The 18359-nt window shown below is 64.7% G+C and carries 15 protein-coding genes; 8 read left to right on the top strand and 7 right to left on the bottom strand.

Annotated features, from left to right (window positions below; genetic code table 11):
* Positions 1-4: 4 nt before the first annotated feature.
* On the bottom strand, positions 5-910 hold the full coding sequence (locus tag ACZYHG_RS19105) for a sugar phosphate isomerase/epimerase family protein (RefSeq protein ID WP_464609889.1): 906 nt from the start codon (positions 908-910) through the stop codon (positions 5-7).
* Positions 910-1941 carry a Gfo/Idh/MocA family protein gene (locus ACZYHG_RS19100; RefSeq protein ID WP_464609888.1) on the bottom strand — a complete coding sequence of 344 codons (1032 nt, stop codon included), beginning with the start codon at positions 1939-1941 and terminating at the stop codon, positions 910-912. Before ACZYHG_RS19100 ends, ACZYHG_RS19105 begins: the two co-directional genes overlap by 1 nt.
* Before the next feature lie 194 nt (positions 1942-2135).
* Here ACZYHG_RS19100 and ACZYHG_RS19095 point away from each other — a divergent pair, with 194 nt between their 5' ends.
* The gene (locus ACZYHG_RS19095) at positions 2136-3161 is read left to right on the top strand and encodes a LacI family DNA-binding transcriptional regulator (RefSeq protein ID WP_464609887.1); all 1026 of its coding nucleotides are present in this window, start codon (positions 2136-2138) and stop codon (positions 3159-3161) included.
* Positions 3162-3182: 21 nt separating this feature from the next.
* Here the strand turns inward: ACZYHG_RS19095 and ACZYHG_RS19090 are convergent, their stop codons facing one another.
* Both ACZYHG_RS19090 and ACZYHG_RS19085 read right to left on the bottom strand, forming a co-directional pair.
* Positions 3183-3497, bottom strand: coding sequence for a ferritin family protein (locus ACZYHG_RS19090; RefSeq protein ID WP_464609886.1), 315 nt, complete (start codon positions 3495-3497; stop codon positions 3183-3185).
* Positions 3498-3567: 70 nt separating this feature from the next.
* The gene (locus tag ACZYHG_RS19085; RefSeq protein ID WP_464609885.1) at positions 3568-4323 is read right to left on the bottom strand and encodes a bestrophin-like domain; all 756 of its coding nucleotides are present in this window, start codon (positions 4321-4323) and stop codon (positions 3568-3570) included.
* 140 nt (positions 4324-4463) lie between these two features.
* Here ACZYHG_RS19085 and ACZYHG_RS19080 point away from each other — a divergent pair, with 140 nt between their 5' ends.
* From ACZYHG_RS19080 to ACZYHG_RS19060, 5 genes are all read left to right on the top strand, one after another.
* Positions 4464-5519, top strand: coding sequence for a sensor histidine kinase (locus ACZYHG_RS19080; protein WP_464609884.1), 1056 nt, complete (start codon positions 4464-4466; stop codon positions 5517-5519).
* Positions 5516-6127 (top strand): response regulator transcription factor, encoded by a 612-nt coding sequence (locus tag ACZYHG_RS19075; RefSeq protein ID WP_464609883.1) that lies wholly within the window; start codon positions 5516-5518, stop codon positions 6125-6127. The genes ACZYHG_RS19080 and ACZYHG_RS19075 overlap by 4 nt, the downstream gene beginning before the upstream one ends.
* A gap of 352 nt (positions 6128-6479) precedes the next feature.
* Positions 6480-6731: a hypothetical protein gene (locus tag ACZYHG_RS19070; RefSeq protein WP_464609882.1), complete on the top strand. Its 252-nt coding sequence runs from the start codon at positions 6480-6482 to the stop codon at positions 6729-6731.
* A 159-nt stretch (positions 6732-6890) separates the two neighbouring features.
* Positions 6891-8648 carry an ABC transporter permease gene (locus ACZYHG_RS19065; RefSeq protein WP_464609881.1) on the top strand — a complete coding sequence of 586 codons (1758 nt, stop codon included), beginning with the start codon at positions 6891-6893 and terminating at the stop codon, positions 8646-8648.
* 24 nt (positions 8649-8672) lie between these two features.
* Complete coding sequence (locus ACZYHG_RS19060; protein ID WP_464609880.1) at positions 8673-10007, top strand: ABC transporter ATP-binding protein; 1335 nt, start codon at positions 8673-8675, stop codon at positions 10005-10007.
* Positions 10008-10032: 25 nt separating this feature from the next.
* Here the strand turns inward: ACZYHG_RS19060 and ACZYHG_RS19055 are convergent, their stop codons facing one another.
* Together ACZYHG_RS19055 and ACZYHG_RS19050 are read right to left on the bottom strand one after the other, a co-directional pair.
* Entirely contained in the window at positions 10033-11586 is a 1554-nt protein-coding gene (locus ACZYHG_RS19055; RefSeq protein WP_464609879.1) for a trimethylamine methyltransferase family protein, read from the bottom strand.
* Between the two features lie 12 nt (positions 11587-11598).
* Complete coding sequence (locus ACZYHG_RS19050; protein ID WP_464609878.1) at positions 11599-14010, bottom strand: GcvT family protein; 2412 nt, start codon at positions 14008-14010, stop codon at positions 11599-11601.
* 310 nt (positions 14011-14320) lie between these two features.
* On the opposite strand from ACZYHG_RS19050, the gene ACZYHG_RS19045 reads away from it, so the two are divergent.
* The gene (locus ACZYHG_RS19045) at positions 14321-15778 is read left to right on the top strand and encodes an esterase-like activity of phytase family protein (protein WP_464609877.1); all 1458 of its coding nucleotides are present in this window, start codon (positions 14321-14323) and stop codon (positions 15776-15778) included.
* A 61-nt stretch (positions 15779-15839) separates the two neighbouring features.
* Here ACZYHG_RS19045 and ACZYHG_RS19040 read toward each other — a convergent pair whose 3' ends face one another.
* Positions 15840-16631, bottom strand: a complete 792-nt coding sequence (locus tag ACZYHG_RS19040) for a L,D-transpeptidase (protein ID WP_464609876.1) — start codon at positions 16629-16631, stop codon at positions 15840-15842.
* Positions 16632-16837: 206 nt separating this feature from the next.
* On the opposite strand from ACZYHG_RS19040, the gene ACZYHG_RS19035 reads away from it, so the two are divergent.
* Entirely contained in the window at positions 16838-18310 is a 1473-nt protein-coding gene (locus ACZYHG_RS19035) for an MATE family efflux transporter (RefSeq protein ID WP_464609875.1), read from the top strand.
* Positions 18311-18359 lie beyond the last annotated feature (49 nt).

The following is an 18359-nucleotide window of genomic DNA, read 5'->3' as shown; positions in this document are numbered from 1 at the left end:
ATCCTCACGCTGGATTTGGCAGGTAGTTCGCGCCTCCCCGGCATTGCTTGAGGTACTCCAGCGCCCGCACCTGCCCCGTGATTTCGAGATCGCCGCGATAGACCGGGTCGTGCCAGCCCTCAATGTCGATGGCGCCCTTGTAGCCGGCCAGCCGCAATTCGCTGATCACCCGCGTCCAGTCGCTGTCGCCAAAACCCGGCGTGCGCATCTGCACGAAGGGCAGCCGGCCGAACACGCCATGCTCACGGATGACATCCCAGCGCACCGTGGCGTCCTTGCCGTGGACATGGAAGATGCGCGGCGCCCATTTGCGGATCTGCGGGATCGGGTCGATGAGATAGACGAGCTGATGGCAGGGCTCCCATTCCAGCCCCAGATTGCCGTCGGGCACTTCGTTGAACATCAGCTCCCAGGCATCGGGATTGTGGGCGATGTTCCAGTCGCCGGCGGCCCAATTGCCGTCCATGGAGCAATTCTCGAAGGCGATGCGCACGCCCTTGTCGGCGGCACGCTTGGCGAGCGGTCCCCACACCTCGCGAAAGCGCGGCAGGCTGTCGGTCAGCTTCTTGCCGCGCAGGCGCCCGGTGAAGCCACTGACCATCGAGGCACCGAAAAGATGCGCATTGTCGATGACGGTCTCCCAGGCGGCGAGCACGCCACGGTCAACATCGCCATCCTCCAGCGGATTGCCGAACACGCCGATGGAGGAGATGGTGACATCGGCGTCGCCGATCGCCTCGCGGATCTGGCCGGCGAGCCGTGCCAGGTCCTTGCCACCCAGGGTCTGCCAGAAGAAGGGCTGGATGCTTTCGAAGCCGAGCGGCAGGATCTGCTCGATGTAGGCTGCCGGGTCGTCGAGATTGGCCCGCACCATGGTGCCGATGCGGATGTCGAGAAGTGGGTTTGGCATCACTGTGCTTCCTGCGCAATTGCCACGCGGCGTCCGGTCTCGGCGCTTTCGATGGCGCCGAAAACCATGGCCAGGCTTTTGATGTTGTCGGCGCCGCGCGTTTCCGGCTCGGTGCCGGTTTCGATCGCGTGCATGAAATCCCTGATGATGCCGAGATGACCGCCGATACGGTCCGACCCGTCGAGCGGCGGCACATCGATCGACTCGGTTTTGGCGAACAGGCCATCGCGGCCTGGCGCCACCACTTCCGCCTTCAAGCCGTCGTTGCCGTCCCAGATCAGGCTGCCGCGCTGGGCAACGATGCGCCAGCTGCCTTCCCAACTGGTGCGAAAACCGTCGGCGCACCAGGAGCCGGCATAGGTGAAGACCTTGCCGCCACCGAGATCGAAGACAGCGCTGGCCGACGAACCCTGCCGGTACCAGGAATTGGCCGGCTCCCATTCCTGGCAATAGACGCCGGCCGGCTCGCCGCCGACCATGTAGCGGGCGGCGTCGAAGGTGTGGATCGCCATGTCGAGCAGCAGCACATGCGCCATTTCCTCGCGAAAGCCGCCGAAATGCGGCGCGACGAAGAAGTCGGCATGAATCGAGGTCGGCGTCCCAATGGCGCCGGAGTCGAGAAAGCGGCGGATGCGCCTGACATTGGCGACATAGCGGCGGTTCTGCACCACGGCATGGATACGCCCTGCCCGACGTGCCGCCTCGATGATGGCGCGCGCATTCTCAGGACTGTCGGCCAGTGGCTTTTCGGTCAGGAGATGACAATTGTGCGCGAATGCGGTGAGCGCAACCTCGCGCCGGGCGGCGGGAACCACGACATCGAACACGGCTTGCGGCTTGGTCTGGTTGAGCACCGCGTCGAGGCTGGTGCCGATGACGGCACTGGTGAGGCCATATTCATGCGCCCTCGCCTTCGCCCGCTCGGCGTCGAGATCGACAAGGCCGACAATGGCGAGCCCGTCGATCTGCCTCGCAGCATCGAGCCACTGCCTGCTCATCGCACCACAGCCGACGAGGACGACATTCATCATCCGGCACTCCTCCCGTCCGGTCCCTCCAGACCGAATGTCACGGCATCCACGGCATCACCGTAAACGTTTTCCCGTAAACGTTTACGAGAACACACCCGATGGCGTAGAATGTCAATCGGCTGCCTGCGAAAATCATCCCGAAGCCTTGGCCTGAGCGGCAGCCGGTGCTAGCCAAGGCAGGGGGAGAATGATCTTTGGCGTCCAGCATCCACGACCTTGCGCGTCACCTGAACATTTCGATCGGCACCGTGTCGCGGGCGCTGAACGGCCGCGCCGACGTCAAGGCCGACACCCGCCAGCGCGTGCTCGAAGCGGCCAAAAAGCTCAACTATTCGCCGAACCAATCCGGCCGCAGCCTGCGCCAGGGCGCCACCCGTTCGATCGCCTTCATGCTGCAGCCGCATCCCGGCGACCAGCAATATGGCGAACCGTTCTTCATCCCGTTCCTGACCGGTCTGCAGGCGCGGCTCGCCGACTATGATCTGGATCTGATGGTCGTCATGGGTGAGCCCGGCCAATATCAGCAGGAGAGGCTGCGCCGTGTGGTTGAGACGCGCCGGGCCGACGCGGTCGTGTTGGCCAATACGCGGCGGGAAGACGATCGGATCGACTATCTCAGCAAGGCCGGCTTTCCCTTTGCCACGCTTGGCCGAAGTCAATCCGGCGGCGACACCTATCCTTCGCTCGATATCGATTTCGAGAGGGCGGGTGATGAAGCCGTCGACCGGCTGGTCGCGCGCGGCCATCGCCGCATCGCTGCCATCCGCCCTTCGCATGATCTCAACTTCGGCTACCTGTTCCTGGACGGCTATCGCAAGGCGCTGGAGCGGCACGGCATTGAAGTCGACCCCGGCCTGATCGCCGACGGCTTCATCAACGAGGCCGGCGGCTATCAGGTGACGGCGGACGTGATGCTCTCCAAGGATCGGCCCACCGCCATCATCTTCAACAACGACGCCATGGCGCTCGGCGGCGGCAAGGCGCTGGCCGAGATGGGCATCCGGCCCGGCCATGATATTGCAGTGATCGTCATCGTCGACACGCCGCTTTGCCGCTATTTTTCCCCGGCGCTGACCGCCTTCCGTCCGGCGCTGGAGCCGATGGGCCGGCGGCTGGCCGAAATGCTGCTGGCCTCGCTACCGGCCTTCGCCGGCCCCGAAGGCCCGCGCATCATCCGCGAAGTCTGGCCGCTGGAACTGATCGCGCGCGACAGCGATTGATGAGAGAGCCGGCTAAGGCGCTCAATCCACCTTCTTCTCGCCCCGCTCGCCGGCCTTGACGATGTCGCCCGTGGTGAACAGGATTTCCTTCAATTCCGCGCGCCAGTCCTTCTTCTGGCGCAGCAGAAATTCAAGATCCATGCCGAAATGCTTGAACTCCTCGGCTTGCGCATTCTTCATGATCGCCTTGGCTTGCGGGTCTTTCTCCACCGAGATGCGCTGTTCGTACCAACCGATCGCTTCCGCCTCCTCGATCAGCGAGGTGATCATGCGGGCAAAGGTACGCACCTTCTGCGTCAGTTCCTCAGGCGGTTCGTGATACTGGTCGAAACCCATGTCGTCCTCCCTCAACGGCCGGCAAACCTGGCCGTATCCATGAATGCGCTGGACCGCCGCCGGTTCCGTCTCATTGCTGCAATTCAGCCAAGGCCCTCTGCAGGGGTGCCGGCGAGATCTGGATCGGGCCGGAGAACGGCACGTCCATGTCGAGGATCAGGTAGAGTGCGCCAGCAATTAGCACCGCCGAGACAACGAAGGTCGAGACGGTGATCGCATTGCGCGGCGCTCTGAACCCGAAACTGGCGAAGATCAGAGCCAACCAAGCAACCAGCATGGCGATCAGCGGTCCGGGAATAGCGCCCTCGGACTGTTCGATCAGCACCCAGCGCAGTTCCAACACTTTCTGCAGGCGCTGACGGGCATCCTGCAACAGCAGGCCATGCGCCGCATCTGGCGGCGCCAGCGCGTTCAGCTGAATGCGGATCTCCGTCAACAGATGTTCGGACAAGCGGTTGGCAACGACTGGTTTTTCCTCGGTTTGCGACCAGTTGCCTGCCACCCTCTGCACATAGGCAACCAGCGGTTGGCGGGCTGCGTCGGCTTCAGGGCCATATTGGCGCAGTGTCCTGTCGAGGAGGATCATCTCCGTCGCATAGGCATGCACATTGTGGTCGATCGATTCGAAGGTGTTCTTGGCCGAGTTGATCATCAAGCCGAGCACCAGCGAGGTCATGACGCCAAACAGATTGGCGGCGAGCCGCACGACGTTGTTGGTATCGTCGTCGCGGTGTCTGGCCGGCAGCCTCGGCCAGATTGCCATGCTGGCCAGCGGTGCCGCCGCAAGGCACAGGAAAATCACCACTGCGATCAAGGTTTCGCGCATGCAGCTCATTTCTGCACAGCATGCGCAAATTGCCAATGGCAAGGCGTAGCTCTCGCGTCAGCAATCCGGATCATGCCGCCTTGCCCGGCCAAAAGGCCGCGCGGTATATCTTCGGCGTTTTGCCATTGAAGAGGGTCGGCTTGTCCCCAAGATCATTTCTGCCGTTGCTTGGGCGCCGGCCGCTACTGCCGGCCCTGCTCGTGCTGCTGGCGGCAGCGATCTTCCTTGCCGACACAATCACGAATCTCGAGATCGCGGTCGCCGTCTTCTATGTCGCCATCGTCCTGATTTCGGTCCGCTATCTCGACAGGCGGCGCGTGACCATGGTGGCCGCCGCCTGCATGGCGCTTACCGTGCTGAGTTTTTTCCTGACGCGGGCCGGCTCGATGCCAGCCGGCCTGATCAACTGCGCCATCAGCCTGGTGGCGATCGCCGTCACGACCTATCTGGCGCAGCGCGCCGCCGCTGCCGAGGCGTCCGCGCGCGAGGCGCAGGCGCAGCTCGCCCATATCACGCGGGTGACGATGCTGGGCGAATTGACGGCCTCGATCGCCCACGAGCTTAACCAGCCGCTGGCGGCGATCGTGCTCAACGGCAATGCCGCACAGCACTGGCTGGCTGGCGGCAACCCGGATGAGGCCGGCAAGGCCGCCGAGCGCATCGTCAGGGATGCCGAACGTGCAAGCGCGCTGATCAAGCGCCTGCGCGGCCTCACCCGCAAGGCGGCCGGCAAAGTCGTCTGGCTGGATGTCAATCAGCTGATATCCGATACGCTGACCCTGGTGGAGAACGAAGCCGGCAGAACCCATGTCGCCTTGCGGACCGAACTCTCCGGCAAGCTGCCTCCGGTCCAGGCCGACCCGGTGCAGATCCAGCAGGTCATCCTCAATCTCATCCTCAACGCGCTTGAAGCGGTCAGCGGCAAGCAGGAGCGCGATGTGACAATCGTGACCGGCTCCGGCAAGCCAGGTGAGATCGTCGTCGAGGTCCGCGATACCGGCCGTGGCCTGGACGGCGTTCAGCTCGATCACCCCTTCGACGCCTTCTACACCACCAAGTCAGAAGGGTTGGGCATGGGGCTTGCCATCAGCCGCTCGATCGTCGAGAGCCATGGCGGGCGCATCTGGGCGGAGCCAACCGTTTCCGGAGGCGCCGTCTTCTCCTTCTCGCTGCCGGCCGGCAAGGAGCGCCGATGAACGAGCCAAAGCCAGTCGTTTTCGTCATCGATGACGATCCCGCCATCCGCGAGGCGCTCGACAGCCTGCTGCGATCGGTTGGGCTGGAGGTGCGCTGCTTCGGTTCGGTCGCCGAATTCCTTTGCACGCCGAGGCCGGATATCCCCTCTTGCCTGGTGCTGGACGTGCGCCTGCCCGGCAAGAGCGGTATGGATTTCCACAAGGAGCTCGCTCATTCCCATGCCTCGCTGCCAGTCATCATCATGACCGGCCATGGCGACATCGCCATGTCGGTGCAGGCGATGAAGACCGGCGCCGTCGATTTTCTGCCAAAACCGTTCCGCGAGCAGGACCTGCTCGACGCCATCGCCGCCGCCCTGGACAAGGACCGGCTGCGGCGGACGCAATCCGCCGAGATCGACACCTTGCGCGAACGCCTTGCAACGCTGAGTGAAGGCGAACGCAGTGTCGTCGCGCTGGTGGTGCAGGGACGCCTCAACAAGCAGATCGCCGACGACCTCGGCGTCAGTGAGATCACCGTCAAGGTCCGCCGGGCGCGCGCCATGCGCAAGATGCAGGCCGGCTCGCTGGCCGAGCTGATAAAAATGGCCGGCAAGCTCGGAATCTGATCGCTTTAAGACGGCGAATAAAGCTATATTTTCAATTGATTACCGCCAGGCCTCCAGCCTCCCTATCCCTGGGTATCAGCCCATATACTTAAGATTCCCGCGCCCGTGTTGACACTGCGTGAGCGGCGGGCGTAAGGCGGCGTGGCTTCGGCTGATCGAAGCATCAACTCGAGATCGAACAGGTTATGGACAGCTACTCTAGTCGCTGTCCGGATACGGCCCCAGGCACGGTCCGGACACTGGCCCCGTCAACAGATTTGGTTTCCGGCATGTGGCGCCGGTCGGGCCTCGGCAGGGCATAACCCGCCTCCGGCTCGCCTTGCCGTCCGCGCTGGACCGCAAGAGGTGAGCCATGAACACCAACATCATCCCCTTCCGCACGCGCCCTGTGACGCGCTCCGCTTCACCTGCACGGCCGTCCGTTGCAACAACGCGCGGCCTGGCGGGCAAAGCCGGCTTCACCACGCCGCCGACCCGGCTCATTTGCGTCTGGCGCCGCGGACCGGTGAGCGGCCGGCTGGAGTGCCGCTGGACGCGGGAACCGAAGTCCGTTTCCGAAGAGGGCGTCAGTCGTCGAGCGGCCTTCCCAAGGCTTGCTGCCTGAGCCCCTCTTCAACGCAGCCCAAATTTCCGCCCAGATTTCCACATTGACGACCAAACCTCGACGCTCGCCGCGACCGCCTCCCGGTCGCGCCCTTTCGCATGCCCGCAATCACCCTCTCCCAAGCCAAACTGCAATCGGCCCATCATCCGGAGGCCCGCCATGATCTTCCTGCCGCACAACCGCAATTCCCTCGGCGAGGCCGCGGCGCTTGCCCGCGGACGCGTCGCACCCAACATCTACGACACCATCGCCTTTGCCATGCTGGTGGCCTTGCTGGTGCTTTTGGCGCATGGCGCCGCCGGCATGCGTGCGCCGAGCGCGTTGCTCGACACGTCGCCGGTGACGCTCGATCTCGCCAATTTGCCGGAATACGCGCTGCGCACCACGCTGCGCATGTTCGCGGCCATCATCGCATCGCTGATCTTCACCTTCACGGTGGCGACGCTTGCCGCCAAAAGCCGCCGTGCCGAGTTGATCATCATCCCGGCGCTCGACATTCTGCAGTCGGTGCCTGTGCTGGGCTTCCTGACCTTCACCGTAACTTTCTTCATGGGCCTGTTTCCCGGCAGCCAGCTCGGCGCCGAGTGTGCTGCGATCTTCGCCATCTTCACCAGCCAAGCCTGGAACATGGCGTTCTCGTTCTACCAGTCGCTGCGCACCGTGCCGCACGACCTCGACGAGGTCAGCCGCGGCTTCGGCCTTTCGGCCTGGCAAAGGTTCTGGCGGCTGGAGGCACCGTTCGCGGCCCCCGGCCTGGTCTGGAACACCATGATGTCGATGTCCGGCGGCTGGTTCTTCGTCGTCGCCTCCGAGGCCATCACCGTCGGCAACACCACCGTGCAACTGCCCGGCATCGGCTCGTGGCTGGCACTGGCCATCGACAAGCAGGATTTCAAGGCCGTGGCTTGGGCCGTGCTGGCGATGGGCATCCTCATCCTGCTCTATGACCAGCTGCTGTTCCGGCCCATCGTTGCCTGGGCCGACAAGTTCCGCTTCGAACAGACCGCCGGCCAGGAAAAGCCTCGCTCCTGGGTCTACGACATGCTGCGCCGGGCCCGGTTGCTGCAAACAATAGGGCTGCCGCTCGCCTGGCTCTGGCAGCGCGCCATGCTGCTTCGCATCGGCAAGCGGGCCATGCCGGCGGCGTCCACCGCCGCATCGCGCCGCCTGTCGCGAGCGCTCGACATCGTCTGGCTGGGCCTGGTGCTGCTTGTCGCGGTGTGGGGCGTCGTCGAGACGGTCCTGTATCTGCGGCAGACCCTTGGCTGGAGCGATGCCGTCGAAGCCTTCGAAGGCGGCCTTCTCACTCTGCTTCGCGTGATCGTGCTGATCGCCGTCGCCAGCGTGATCTGGGTGCCGATCGGCGTCTGGATCGGGTTGCGACCCAAGGTCGCCCAACGCGTGCAGCCGCTGGCGCAGTTCCTCGCCGCCTTCCCCGCCAACGTGCTGTTTCCGTTCGCGGTGGTCGCCATCGTCGCCACCGGCGCCAACCCCAGCATCTGGCTGTCGCCGCTGATGGTGCTGGGCACGCAATGGTACATCCTGTTCAACGTCATCGCCGGCGCCAGCGCCTTCCCTTCCGATCTGAAGGAAGCAGCCGGGGTCTTCAAGATACGGTCCTGGTCATGGTGGAAGAACGTCATGTTGCCGGGGATCTTCCCCTATTACGTCACCGGCGCGCTGACCGCCTCCGGTGGCTCGTGGAACGCCTCGATCGTCGCCGAACTGGCGAGCTGGGGCAACACCAAGCTCGAGGCCTTCGGGCTTGGCTCCTACATCGCCAAGGCCACCGAAGCCGGCGATTTCCCGCGCGTCATTCTCGGCATCGCCGTGATGTCGCTTTTCGTCACCCTGTTCAACCGCACCCTCTGGCGCCCGCTCTATGTCTTTGCCGAACGCCGCATGCGCCTCGACTGACCCCCATTCTTCAGGAGACTGATCATGAACCAAGCTGTCATCACCCAAGCTGTCACCACCAAGAACCGCCCGCTCGTCGAAGTCCACGGCGTTTGCCAGACCTATGACAAGGGAAGCGCGGGCAAGCTCATCGTCCTCGACCAGGTCGGGCTGACGCTCGCCTCCGGCGAGATCGTCGGCCTGCTCGGCCGCTCGGGATCCGGCAAGTCCACTTTGCTGCGCTCGATCGCCGGCCTGATCCGGCCGAGCGAGGGCGCCATCACTTTCGAGGGCAAGGCTGTCTCCGGCACGCCGGACGGTATCGCCATGGTCTTCCAGAGTTTCGCGCTGTTCCCCTGGTTGACCGTGCTGCAGAATGTCGAACTTGGGCTCGAGGCGCAGGGCGTCTCGCCGGCCGAGCGCCGCAAGCGCGCTTTGTCGGCCATCGACCTGATCGGCCTCGACGGTTTCGAGAACGCCTATCCGAAGGAACTCTCGGGCGGCATGCGCCAGCGCGTCGGGCTCGCCCGCGCCCTGGTGGTGCACCCGAAAGTGCTGTTGATGGATGAGCCGTTCTCGGCGCTCGACGTACTGACGGCCGAGACGCTGCGCACCGATTTGCTCGACCTCTGGTCGGAAGGCCGCATGCCGATCGAGTCGATCCTGATGGTGACGCACAACATCGAGGAGGCGGTGCTGATGTGTGACCGCGTGCTCATTTTCTCGTCCAATCCAGGCCGCGTCGTCGCCGAGATCAGGATCGATCTGCCGCAGCCGCGCAACCGGCTGGACCCCGCCTTCCGCGCGCTGGTCGAGGACATCTATGCCCGCATGACCGCCCGCAAGGAACCGGGCACCCCTGCCCGCGACGGTGTTTTCCCGGGTTCCGGCATCGCCATGGTGCTGCCGCGCGTCTCGACCAACCTGCTCGCCGGCCTGATCGAGGCCGTCGCCGCCCCGCCTTACAACGGGCATGCCGACCTGCCGCCGCTGGCCGCCAGCCTGCAGCTCGAGGTCGACGATCTGTTCCCGATCGCCGAAACGCTGCAGCTGCTGCGCTTTGCCGAATTTGCCGAGGGCGATATCCAGCTGACGCCGGCCGGCAAACGCTTCGCCGAAAGCGAGGTCGACGCGCGCAAGCAATTGTTCGCGCAGCAGCTCGCGACCTATGTGCCGCTGGCCGGCCATATCCGCCATGTGCTGGACGAACGCGCCAACCACAAGGCGCCGGCCCGCCGTTTTCGCGACGAGCTGGAGGACCACATGTCCGAGGACTATGCCGACCAGACCGTGCGGGCCGTCATCAGTTGGGCCCGCTACGCCGAGTACTTTGCCTATGACGAGGAGAGCGACCTGTTCACGCTCGACAACCCGACCTAATCGGTCCGGCTGCTGCGGCTGCCGCTCACGACACCGGCAGCGCGCCGCCCTCTTCGGTACGCTTCGCAATGAATTCGTCGAGCACGCCTGATGTCGCGGCAGCCGAGGCGGGTGGCTCGAAATCGGCAACGGCGCGCCGCCAGACACCGGTGGCGCGCTCACTCGCCGTCTTCGAGCCGCTTTGCGTCCAGTTGCCGAAATTCGACCAGTCGGCCACCAGCGGTTCGTAGAAAGCGGTGCGGTAGCGCGACATGGTGTGGCCGGCCGAGAAGAAATGACCACCCGGCTGCACTTCGGCGATCGCATCGAAGCCGATGGAATCGTCGTCGCCGGGCGTCGCGGCACAGAGTTCCGCGACCGTCTGCAGCGCCTCGATATCGGTGATCAGCTTTTCGAAGGAGACGCTCAAGCCCCCTTCCAGCCAGCCGGCGGCATGGATGCACATCGTGGCCCCAGCCAATACCGAGCCCCACAGCGCGAACTGCGTTTCGTGTGCAGCCTGCGCGTCCGAGATGTTGGCCGCACTGCCGCCGCCCGACCGCCAGGGCAGCCCGGTGAAGCGCGCGAGCTGGCCGGCGCCCAGCGTCGCCTTGACATGCTCCGGCGTGCCGAAGGCCGGCGCGCCCGACTTCATGTCGACATTGGAGGAGAAGGAACCGTAGACGATCGGCGCGCCGGGCCGCACGATCTGCGCCAGCGTCAGGCCCGCCAGCGCCTCGGCATGCTGCAGCGCCAGCGCGCCGGCCACCGTGATCGGCGCCATAGCGCCCGCCAGGCAGAACGGCGTGATGACGGAGACCTGCCCGGCCCTGGCGAAATCGATGATGCCTTGCGCCATCGGAATGTCGAGCTGGCGCGGCGAGTTGGTGTTGATGACGGTGTAGCAATGCGCGCCGGCGCTGAACTCGTCCTGCGACAGTCCGCGCGCCAGCCGGATCATCTCAAAACCGTCCTCGACCTGCGGCGTGCCGCGCGCGAAGACGAAGGGGAATTTGTCGGACAGCGTCAGTTGCGCGCGGTTGACGGCATAGTGGCGAAAGCGGTTGTCGACATCCTGCGGCTCGATGCAGGGGCCAAGCATGTGCAGCACGTCGAAATGCTGCACCAGCCGCATCAGGTCCTCGAAATCCGCCAGCGTGCCAGGCCTGCGGCCGCGCTCGAGATCGGTGACGTTCGGCGCGCCGCATCCGGCCAGGAAGGTCATCGACCCGAGTTCCAATGTCAGGTCGCGGGAACGGTCACCGGCTTGCGCTTGGATCGACTTCGGCGCCGAGGCGAGTGCCGCCGCCACCATGTCGCGGCCGATGCGCACCATGTCGGTGTCCGGATCGACCAGCGCGCCGGCGCGGGCGAAATAGTCTCGCGCTTGCGGCAGCAGCACCTTGATGCCGAGTTCCTCCAGCACGCGCAGCGCCGTGTCGTGGATCGCGGCGACCCGATCGTCGGAAAAGATCGGCTGCGGCAGGAACGGGTTCTTCAGCGACCGGTAATTGGGCCGGCGGCTGCTCTCGCTGCCGGCATCGCCTGTCCGTCCACGCCGGCGTTCGCGCCTGCTGTCCCGTGCTGCGTCATCGACCATCGAAAATCCTCTTCATTGCCGCATCGCCTTGCCCGAGGGATCGTAGGGCGAGACAGCGATAACCCGTGCCGGCCGCTCGACGCCGACAATGTGCACCGAAAGCGCGGCCCCCTCCTCGGCAAAATCGTCGTCCACCAACGCCAGCGCGACGCTCTTGCCGATCGTGTAGCCAAATCCACCGGAGGTGACGAAGCCGACGCGCCGGTCCTCATGCCAGACCGGTTCGAAGCCGCTGGCGTCGGCGTCGACGGCGTCGATCTCCAGTGTCACGATCCGCTGCGCGGCACCGGCTTCGCGCTCCTTCAGCGCCGCCTCGCGGCCGACGAAGTCGCCCTTGTCGAAGGCGATGAAGCGGTCGAGGCCGGTCTGGCCTGGCGTGTAGCCCTGCGTGAATTCGCGCGACCAGATGCCGAAGCTTTTCTCCAGCCTGAGCGCATTGAGCGCGTAGTAGCCGATCTCGGCCAGGCCAAGATCCTCACCGGCGGCAAGCAACGTGTCGCGCAGCGTGGCATGCATGGTCGCCGGGCAACTGATCTCGAAGCCGAGTTCACCTGCGATGGAGAGGCGGGCAACGCGGGCACGCACCATGCCGATGTCGAACGCGCCGCAGGCCATGAACGGCAGTGCCGTGGCGGATACGTCCTGATGTGTCGTGCGCTCGAGGATTTTCCGCGCATTCGGCCCGGTCAGCAGGAAGCCGCTCATCGCGTCGGAAATGTCAGTGACGGCAACACCTTCCGCCGCCTGGCTCTCGAACCAGCGCATGTGGAATTCCCGGAGATAGTAGGAGCCCATCAGCCAAGTGTCACTGCTGCCCCAGTTGATCACGGTGAGGTCGCCCTTCAGCCGTCCGTCTGGCCCGAGCATCGGCGCCAGCCGCGCCTGTCCGGCTTTCGGCAGCTTGCAGGCAAGCAGGCGGTCGAGCCATGCCTCGGCGCCTGGCCCCGACACCGCGTAGCGTGAATAGGCCGAGATATCGACAAGACCAGCAGCGCGCCGAACCTGCAACGCCTCATCGCCGACGATATCGAAGGCGTTGGAACGCTTGAGCGTGGTGTTCTCGCGAAATCCCATCGGCGCGAAATAGGCCGGGATTTCCAGCCCCCACGACGCCGTCCATTCGCAGCCCGCGGCAGTCATGCCGTCATAGGCGCCGGGGCGTTTCAAGGGCCTGCCCGCGGGCAGCCGCTCATTGGGGAAGGTCATGACGAAACGGCGCGAATAGAATTGCCGCGTCGTCTGCTTGAGATATTCACGGTTGGCGGCGAAGGCGCCGTAGCGGGCAATATCCATGCCGAAAATGTCGGCCTGTGGCTCGCCAAAAATCATCCATTCGGCCAGCGATTTTCCAACGCCGCCGCCCTGGCTGAAACCGGCCATGACGCCGCAGGCAACCCAGTAGTTTTTCAAGCCGCGCACCGGCCCGACGATCGGGTTGCCGTCAGGGGTAAAGGTGAAGGCGCCGTTGACCCATTTGCGGATGCCGGCCGTCGCCAGGCAGGGAAAGCGCTCATGTGCCTTGGCGAGTTCCGGGCTGATGCGGTCGATGTCTTCCGGGATCAGCTCGATGCCATAATCCCATGGCGCGCCGTCCATGTTCCAGTGCTTCGGGTTCTGCTCGTAGACGCCGAGCAGCACCCCCTTGCGCTCTTGCCGCAGGTACGAAAAGCCGTCGAGATCGACGGCGATGCCGATCTCCCGGTCGAGTGCCGCGATCTCCGGAATGTCCTCGGTGATGAAATAATGGTGCTCCATCGGCGTCACCGGCAGGTCGATGCCAGCCATGCGGCCGAGCTGCTTTGCCCACAACCCGCCGGCGTTGACGACATGCTCGGCGACGATGGCGCCCTGTTCGGTGACGACGTCCCAATGGCCGTCCGCGCGCGCCTTCAGCTCGACCACGCGATTGCGCAGGATGATCTCGGCGCCGCGCTTTTTTGCAGCACCGGCATAGGCGTGCGTGGTGCCGTAGGGGTCGAGATGGCCTTCGTTGGAATCATGCAGGCCACCGAGCACGCCAGTAACGTCGACGATTGGGCAGATTTCCTTGATCTCGTCTGATGTCACCAGCCGGGCGGTCTCGATGCCGACTGACTGGAACACCGCCCAGGCAGATTTCAGCCACTCCCAGCGCGCGGGATCGCTGGCGATGTTGACGCCACCAGTCATGTGCAGGCCGATGTTCTGGCCGGATTCGGCCTCGATCTCGCGGTAGAGGTTGATGGTGTAATCCTGCAGCGCCGCGACATTGGGATCGGCGTTGAGCGCATGGAAGCCAGCCGCCGCATGCCAGGTCGAACCGGCGGTCAGTTCGGCGCGCTCGATCAGCGCCACATCGGACCAGCCGAACCGCGTCAAGTGGTAGAGCACCGAGGCGCCGACCACCCCACCCCCGATAACCACTGCGCGGTAGTGCGACTTCAAGGCTTCCCTCCCCGGTCTGTCAGAAGCCGGACCATATACGCACTGGACATAAGTGTCTAGTGGTGTTCAAATACACCCCGCCTGGCCGTACCGATACGCGGCGGGATGATCAGTTCTTCGTGCGGGCACACGTTTTTGCCGGCGCGCGAAGAAGCCCGAGGCGATGTACCACGCACTGTCACGCAAGCATCATGTTCTCGCCTTAGACCGCTTTTTGGGGGGGTGGCGCGCGGCATCATCGATGTGACGCCTCTTTCAGTTTTTCATCCTTCGGCCGTTCCGGCCCGCTTTGTCAGGAAGAGGATTGCCCATGAAACACCTGTACCGAACCGCCTCGCTCGGCGTCGCACTCGCCTTGTTCACCGCCTTGACACCCGCGCTCGCCGACAGCACCGCCCCCGTCAACAAGGGTTTGGTCGGCGTCGGCCGCATCCCGGCCGCGCAGCGCGACAAGTTCGGCGAGACCTTCGGCTCGGGCTCCGGCATGGCGATCGACACATCCGGCTGGACGCATGATGCCGGCACCTACAAGGGGTCGCTCTGGCTGCTGCCGGATCGCGGCTACAATGTCGCCGGCACCACCGACTACCGGGCGCGCGTCAACACGATAGGCATCGAGTTCACCCCGGCGGCACCAGGCGCCGCCGGCCAGGAGCAAACCGGCGTCAAGGCGACGCTTGCCGATACCTTGCTGCTTACCGACGACAAGGGCGCCGATACGACCGGCCTCGATCCGCTGTCGGATGTGCGTCCAGCCGCCGGCGACATGCCGATGCTGCCGGTCGCCACCAACGGCAAGCTCGCCCTCGACAATGAAGCGATCGTGCGCCTGCCCGACGCCTCGATGTTCATCTCCGACGAATATGGCCCCAACATCTATCACTTCTCCGCCGAGGGCCGCCTGCTGTCGGCGACCCAGCCGCCGGCGGCCTTGGTGCCGATGCGCAAGGGCAAGCCGAACTTCTCGTCGGACAACCCTGGCCCGGGTGCCGCCGAGCCCGATCCGAAGGATCCCGATACCGGCCGCCAGAACAACCAGGGCCTGGAAGGCATGGCGATGACGCCGGACGGCAAGTTCCTGATCGCCGTGCTGCAGTCGGCGACAAGGCAGGATGGCGGCGATTCCGGTTCGACGCGGCAGAACACACGGGCTCTGGTCTATGACGCCTCCGACCTCGCCCATCTCAAGCTCGCGCATGAATATGTCGTGCCGCTGCCGGTGTTCAAGGATGCCAAGGGCAAGACCAAGATCGCCGCGCAAAGCGAGATCGTGGCGCTGTCGGAGACGTCGTTCCTGATGCTGGCGCGCGACAGCGGCAACGGCCAGGGCCTGAAGGGCGACACCTCGCTGCTGCGCCAGATCTTCGTCGTCGACGTTTCGGCCGCGACCGACATTGCCGGCGGCGCATTCGATACCGCCGACAAGCCGGTCGCTGCCAAGGGCGTGCTCGATCCGTCGGTGACGCCGGCCAAGCTGACGCCGTTCATCGACATCAACGACAATGCGCAGCTCAACCGTTTCGGCCTGCACAATGGCGCGCCGAACGACCACAACAATCTCTCGGAGAAGTGGGAAGCGATGTCGCTGGCCAGCGTGCTCGATCCGAAGCTGCCCGACGACTATTTCCTGTTCGTCGCCAATGACAACGACTTCCTTGCCCAGGACGGTTTCCAGGTCGGCGCCCCTTACAAGGCCGATGACGGCGCCAATGTCGACACCATGTTCCTGGTCTATCAGGTCACGCTTCCCGGCCTCGCCAAGAAGTAATGATCATCAAAGGGCGGGCGCGCATCGCGCGTCCGCCTGAGTTATCCCCGATCGTGAAAGCCTACTTCAAGAACTCCGCGTCCTTTGGCACGCCGGCATCGATCGGCTCCGCCGTCCTGCTCGACACGGCCATGATCTTGCCGGCAGCCGACAAATTGGGCCGCACGAAGACTGGCGCGGGGCCGTTGACGCGGCTGTAGAGGTCGATGATGTCCTGGTTCATGAAGCGCACACAGCCCGACGAGGCGTTCTTGCCGATGGAATCCCACTCTGGCGTGCCGTGCAGCCGGTACATCGTGTCCTTGCCGTCGCGGAACAGATAGAGCGCGCGGGCACCGAGCGGGCTCTGCGGGCCGGGCGGCATGCCGTCCTTGAATTTCGCCAGCTCCGGCCGGCGCTTGATCATTTCCGGCGGCGGCGTCCACACCGGCCACTTCTTCCGCGCCTGGATCACGGCGCTGCCGGTCCATCCGAAGCCGGCCTTGCCCAGGCTGACGCCGTAACGGATGGCCTTGCCGCCATCGCGCACCAGATAGAGGAAGTGCTCGGAGACATCGACGACGATGGTGCCTGGTTTTTCACCGGTCGGGTCGGCCACGATCTGGCGTACGTACTTCGGATCGAGCTTGGCGACCGGAATGGCCGGCAGCTGAAAGCCCTCGTCGGTGCGCGCGGTATACATTGTTGCGGTATCGCCGAGCGCCGGCTCGGGCGGCGCCGCAGCCACTGGCGGCGCTGGCGTCACGTCGGTCGTGGTGCACCCCGAAACAGCCAGTGCGGCCGCACCCAAAGCGGATGCGCCCAGAAACACGCGCCGGTTCAGGCGCTCGGAAAACAACGGAATATCGGACATGAACCCCCCGGTCTATTTGTCATATCTGGTACGGAATGCGGCCCCAAGCGGACGATCAATATCCCATTCCGGACGCTTTGAGAACATGGCTGGATCAATACAGGCCGCAAGGCCTTGGTGATCTTCACCTCGCCGCATCGACCTGTCCCGCTGAATAGGCGATGATGGCGAACCGGATCCAAATCACTTTTGCCGAGTTGCCTGTAATGACTGAAAAAATGCCGGCGCGCCGGCGCACCGCCGACCTGACCAGCGGCCCAATCCCGCGCACGCTTCTCCTGTTTGCCTTGCCGGTGCTCGGCTCCAACGTGCTGCAGTCGCTCAATGGGTCGATCAACGCCGTCTGGGTCGGCCGCTTCCTCGGCGAATCGGCGCTGACCGCCACCTCCAACGCCAATCTGGTGCTGTTCCTGATCCTCGGCACCGTGTTCGGCATCGGCATGGCGGCCACCATCCTGGTGGCGCAATCGGTCGGCGCCCGCGACCTGCCCGAGGCGCGCCGCATCGTCGGCACCAGCGCCACCTTCTTCTTCCTGGTCTCGATCATTTTCGCCGTCTGTGGGTGGATCTGGGTCGACGCGATCCTGAACACGCTCGGCACTCCGGCCGATGCCTTGCCGCTGGCGCGTTCCTATCTGCGCATCATCTTCATCGCCGTGCCGATGATGAACCTTCTGTCCTTCGTCATGACCGTTCTGCGCGGTGCCGGCGATTCACGCACGCCCTTCATCTTCATGGCGCTTGCGGTCGTCCTCGACATCGTCCTCAACCCCCTGCTCATCCGCGGCATCGGGCCCTTCCCGGAACTCGGCATCGCCGGATCGGCCACCTCGACGCTGATCGGCCAGACAGTAAGCGTCATCGCCATCCTGATCGTGCTCTATGTCAGCAAACATCCGCTGCGGCTGGCCGGCGCCAACCTCGCATTGCTGCGTCCCGATCCGGCATTGCTGCGCATCATCGTCTTCAAGGGCGTGCCGATGGGCCTGCAGATGATCGTCATTTCGGCGGCGGCCCTGACAGTGATGGGCATCGTGAACGCCTACGGCTCCCAGGTCGCGGCGGCCTACGGCATTGCCGCGCAATTGTGGACCTACATCCAGATGCCGGCACTCGCCATTGGCGCGGCGGTGTCGTCGATGGCGGCGCAGAATGTCGGGGCCAAGCGCTGGGACCGGATCGGCCGCATCGCAGCTTCCGGCGTCGGCTTCAACCTTGTCCTGACGGGCGCCCTGGTCGCGCTGCTGTGGCTCTTCGACCGCTCGATCCTCAGCCTGTTCCTGAGCAGCGACAGCGCGGCAATCAACATCGCGGCCCACATCAACAGCGTGGCATCGTGGTCGTTCATACTGTTCGGCATCACCATCGTGCTGTTTGCCACCGTGCGTGCCACCGGGGCAGTGATGCCGCCGCTGATCATCCTGGTGATCTCGGTGCTGGTCGTGCGCACCGGCTTTGCCTATTTCATGCGCGGCGTATTGGGCGTCGAGGCGCTGTGGTGGAGTTTTCCGGCCGGTTCGATCACCTCGCTTGTGCTGGCCGCGGCCTATTTCCGCTTCGGCCACTGGCGCACCATGCACATGATAGAGGACAGGCCGGCCGCCGGCGAGCCACCTGACACCGGGCTTGGCGTGCCGCGTGGGCGCGCCAACATGGCGCCGCAAACGCCGAACGGCTGAGAACCAACCTCGAGGCCTTTCCCGATGCCATTCAGCTCATCTAGACTGG

This window comes from Mesorhizobium subarcticum, from assembly GCF_055456085.1.
Note: the sequence above shows the minus strand (reverse complement) of the source record. Positions and strands in the feature narration are given on the sequence as shown.

Excerpts from the sequence above, each read along its gene's own strand:
- ACZYHG_RS19085 (WP_464609885.1), bottom strand. The coding sequence starts at position 4,323 with ATGCGCGAAACCTTGATCGCAGTGGTGATTTTCCTGTGCCTTGCGGCG.
- ACZYHG_RS19045 (WP_464609877.1), top strand. The coding sequence starts at position 14,321 with ATGAAACACCTGTACCGAACCGCCTCGCTCGGCGTCGCACTCGCCTTG.
- ACZYHG_RS19090 (WP_464609886.1), bottom strand. The coding sequence starts at position 3,497 with ATGGGTTTCGACCAGTATCACGAACCGCCTGAGGAACTGACGCAGAAG.
- ACZYHG_RS19040 (WP_464609876.1), bottom strand. The coding sequence starts at position 16,631 with ATGTCCGATATTCCGTTGTTTTCCGAGCGCCTGAACCGGCGCGTGTTT.
- ACZYHG_RS19075 (WP_464609883.1), top strand. The coding sequence starts at position 5,516 with ATGAACGAGCCAAAGCCAGTCGTTTTCGTCATCGATGACGATCCCGCC.
- ACZYHG_RS19070 (WP_464609882.1), top strand. The coding sequence starts at position 6,480 with ATGAACACCAACATCATCCCCTTCCGCACGCGCCCTGTGACGCGCTCC.
- ACZYHG_RS19035 (WP_464609875.1), top strand. The coding sequence starts at position 16,838 with ATGACTGAAAAAATGCCGGCGCGCCGGCGCACCGCCGACCTGACCAGC.
- ACZYHG_RS19100 (WP_464609888.1), bottom strand. The coding sequence starts at position 1,941 with ATGATGAATGTCGTCCTCGTCGGCTGTGGTGCGATGAGCAGGCAGTGG.
- ACZYHG_RS19105 (WP_464609889.1), bottom strand. The coding sequence starts at position 910 with ATGCCAAACCCACTTCTCGACATCCGCATCGGCACCATGGTGCGGGCC.
- ACZYHG_RS19060 (WP_464609880.1), top strand. The coding sequence starts at position 8,673 with ATGAACCAAGCTGTCATCACCCAAGCTGTCACCACCAAGAACCGCCCG.
- ACZYHG_RS19055 (WP_464609879.1), bottom strand. The coding sequence starts at position 11,586 with ATGGTCGATGACGCAGCACGGGACAGCAGGCGCGAACGCCGGCGTGGA.
- ACZYHG_RS19065 (WP_464609881.1), top strand. The coding sequence starts at position 6,891 with ATGATCTTCCTGCCGCACAACCGCAATTCCCTCGGCGAGGCCGCGGCG.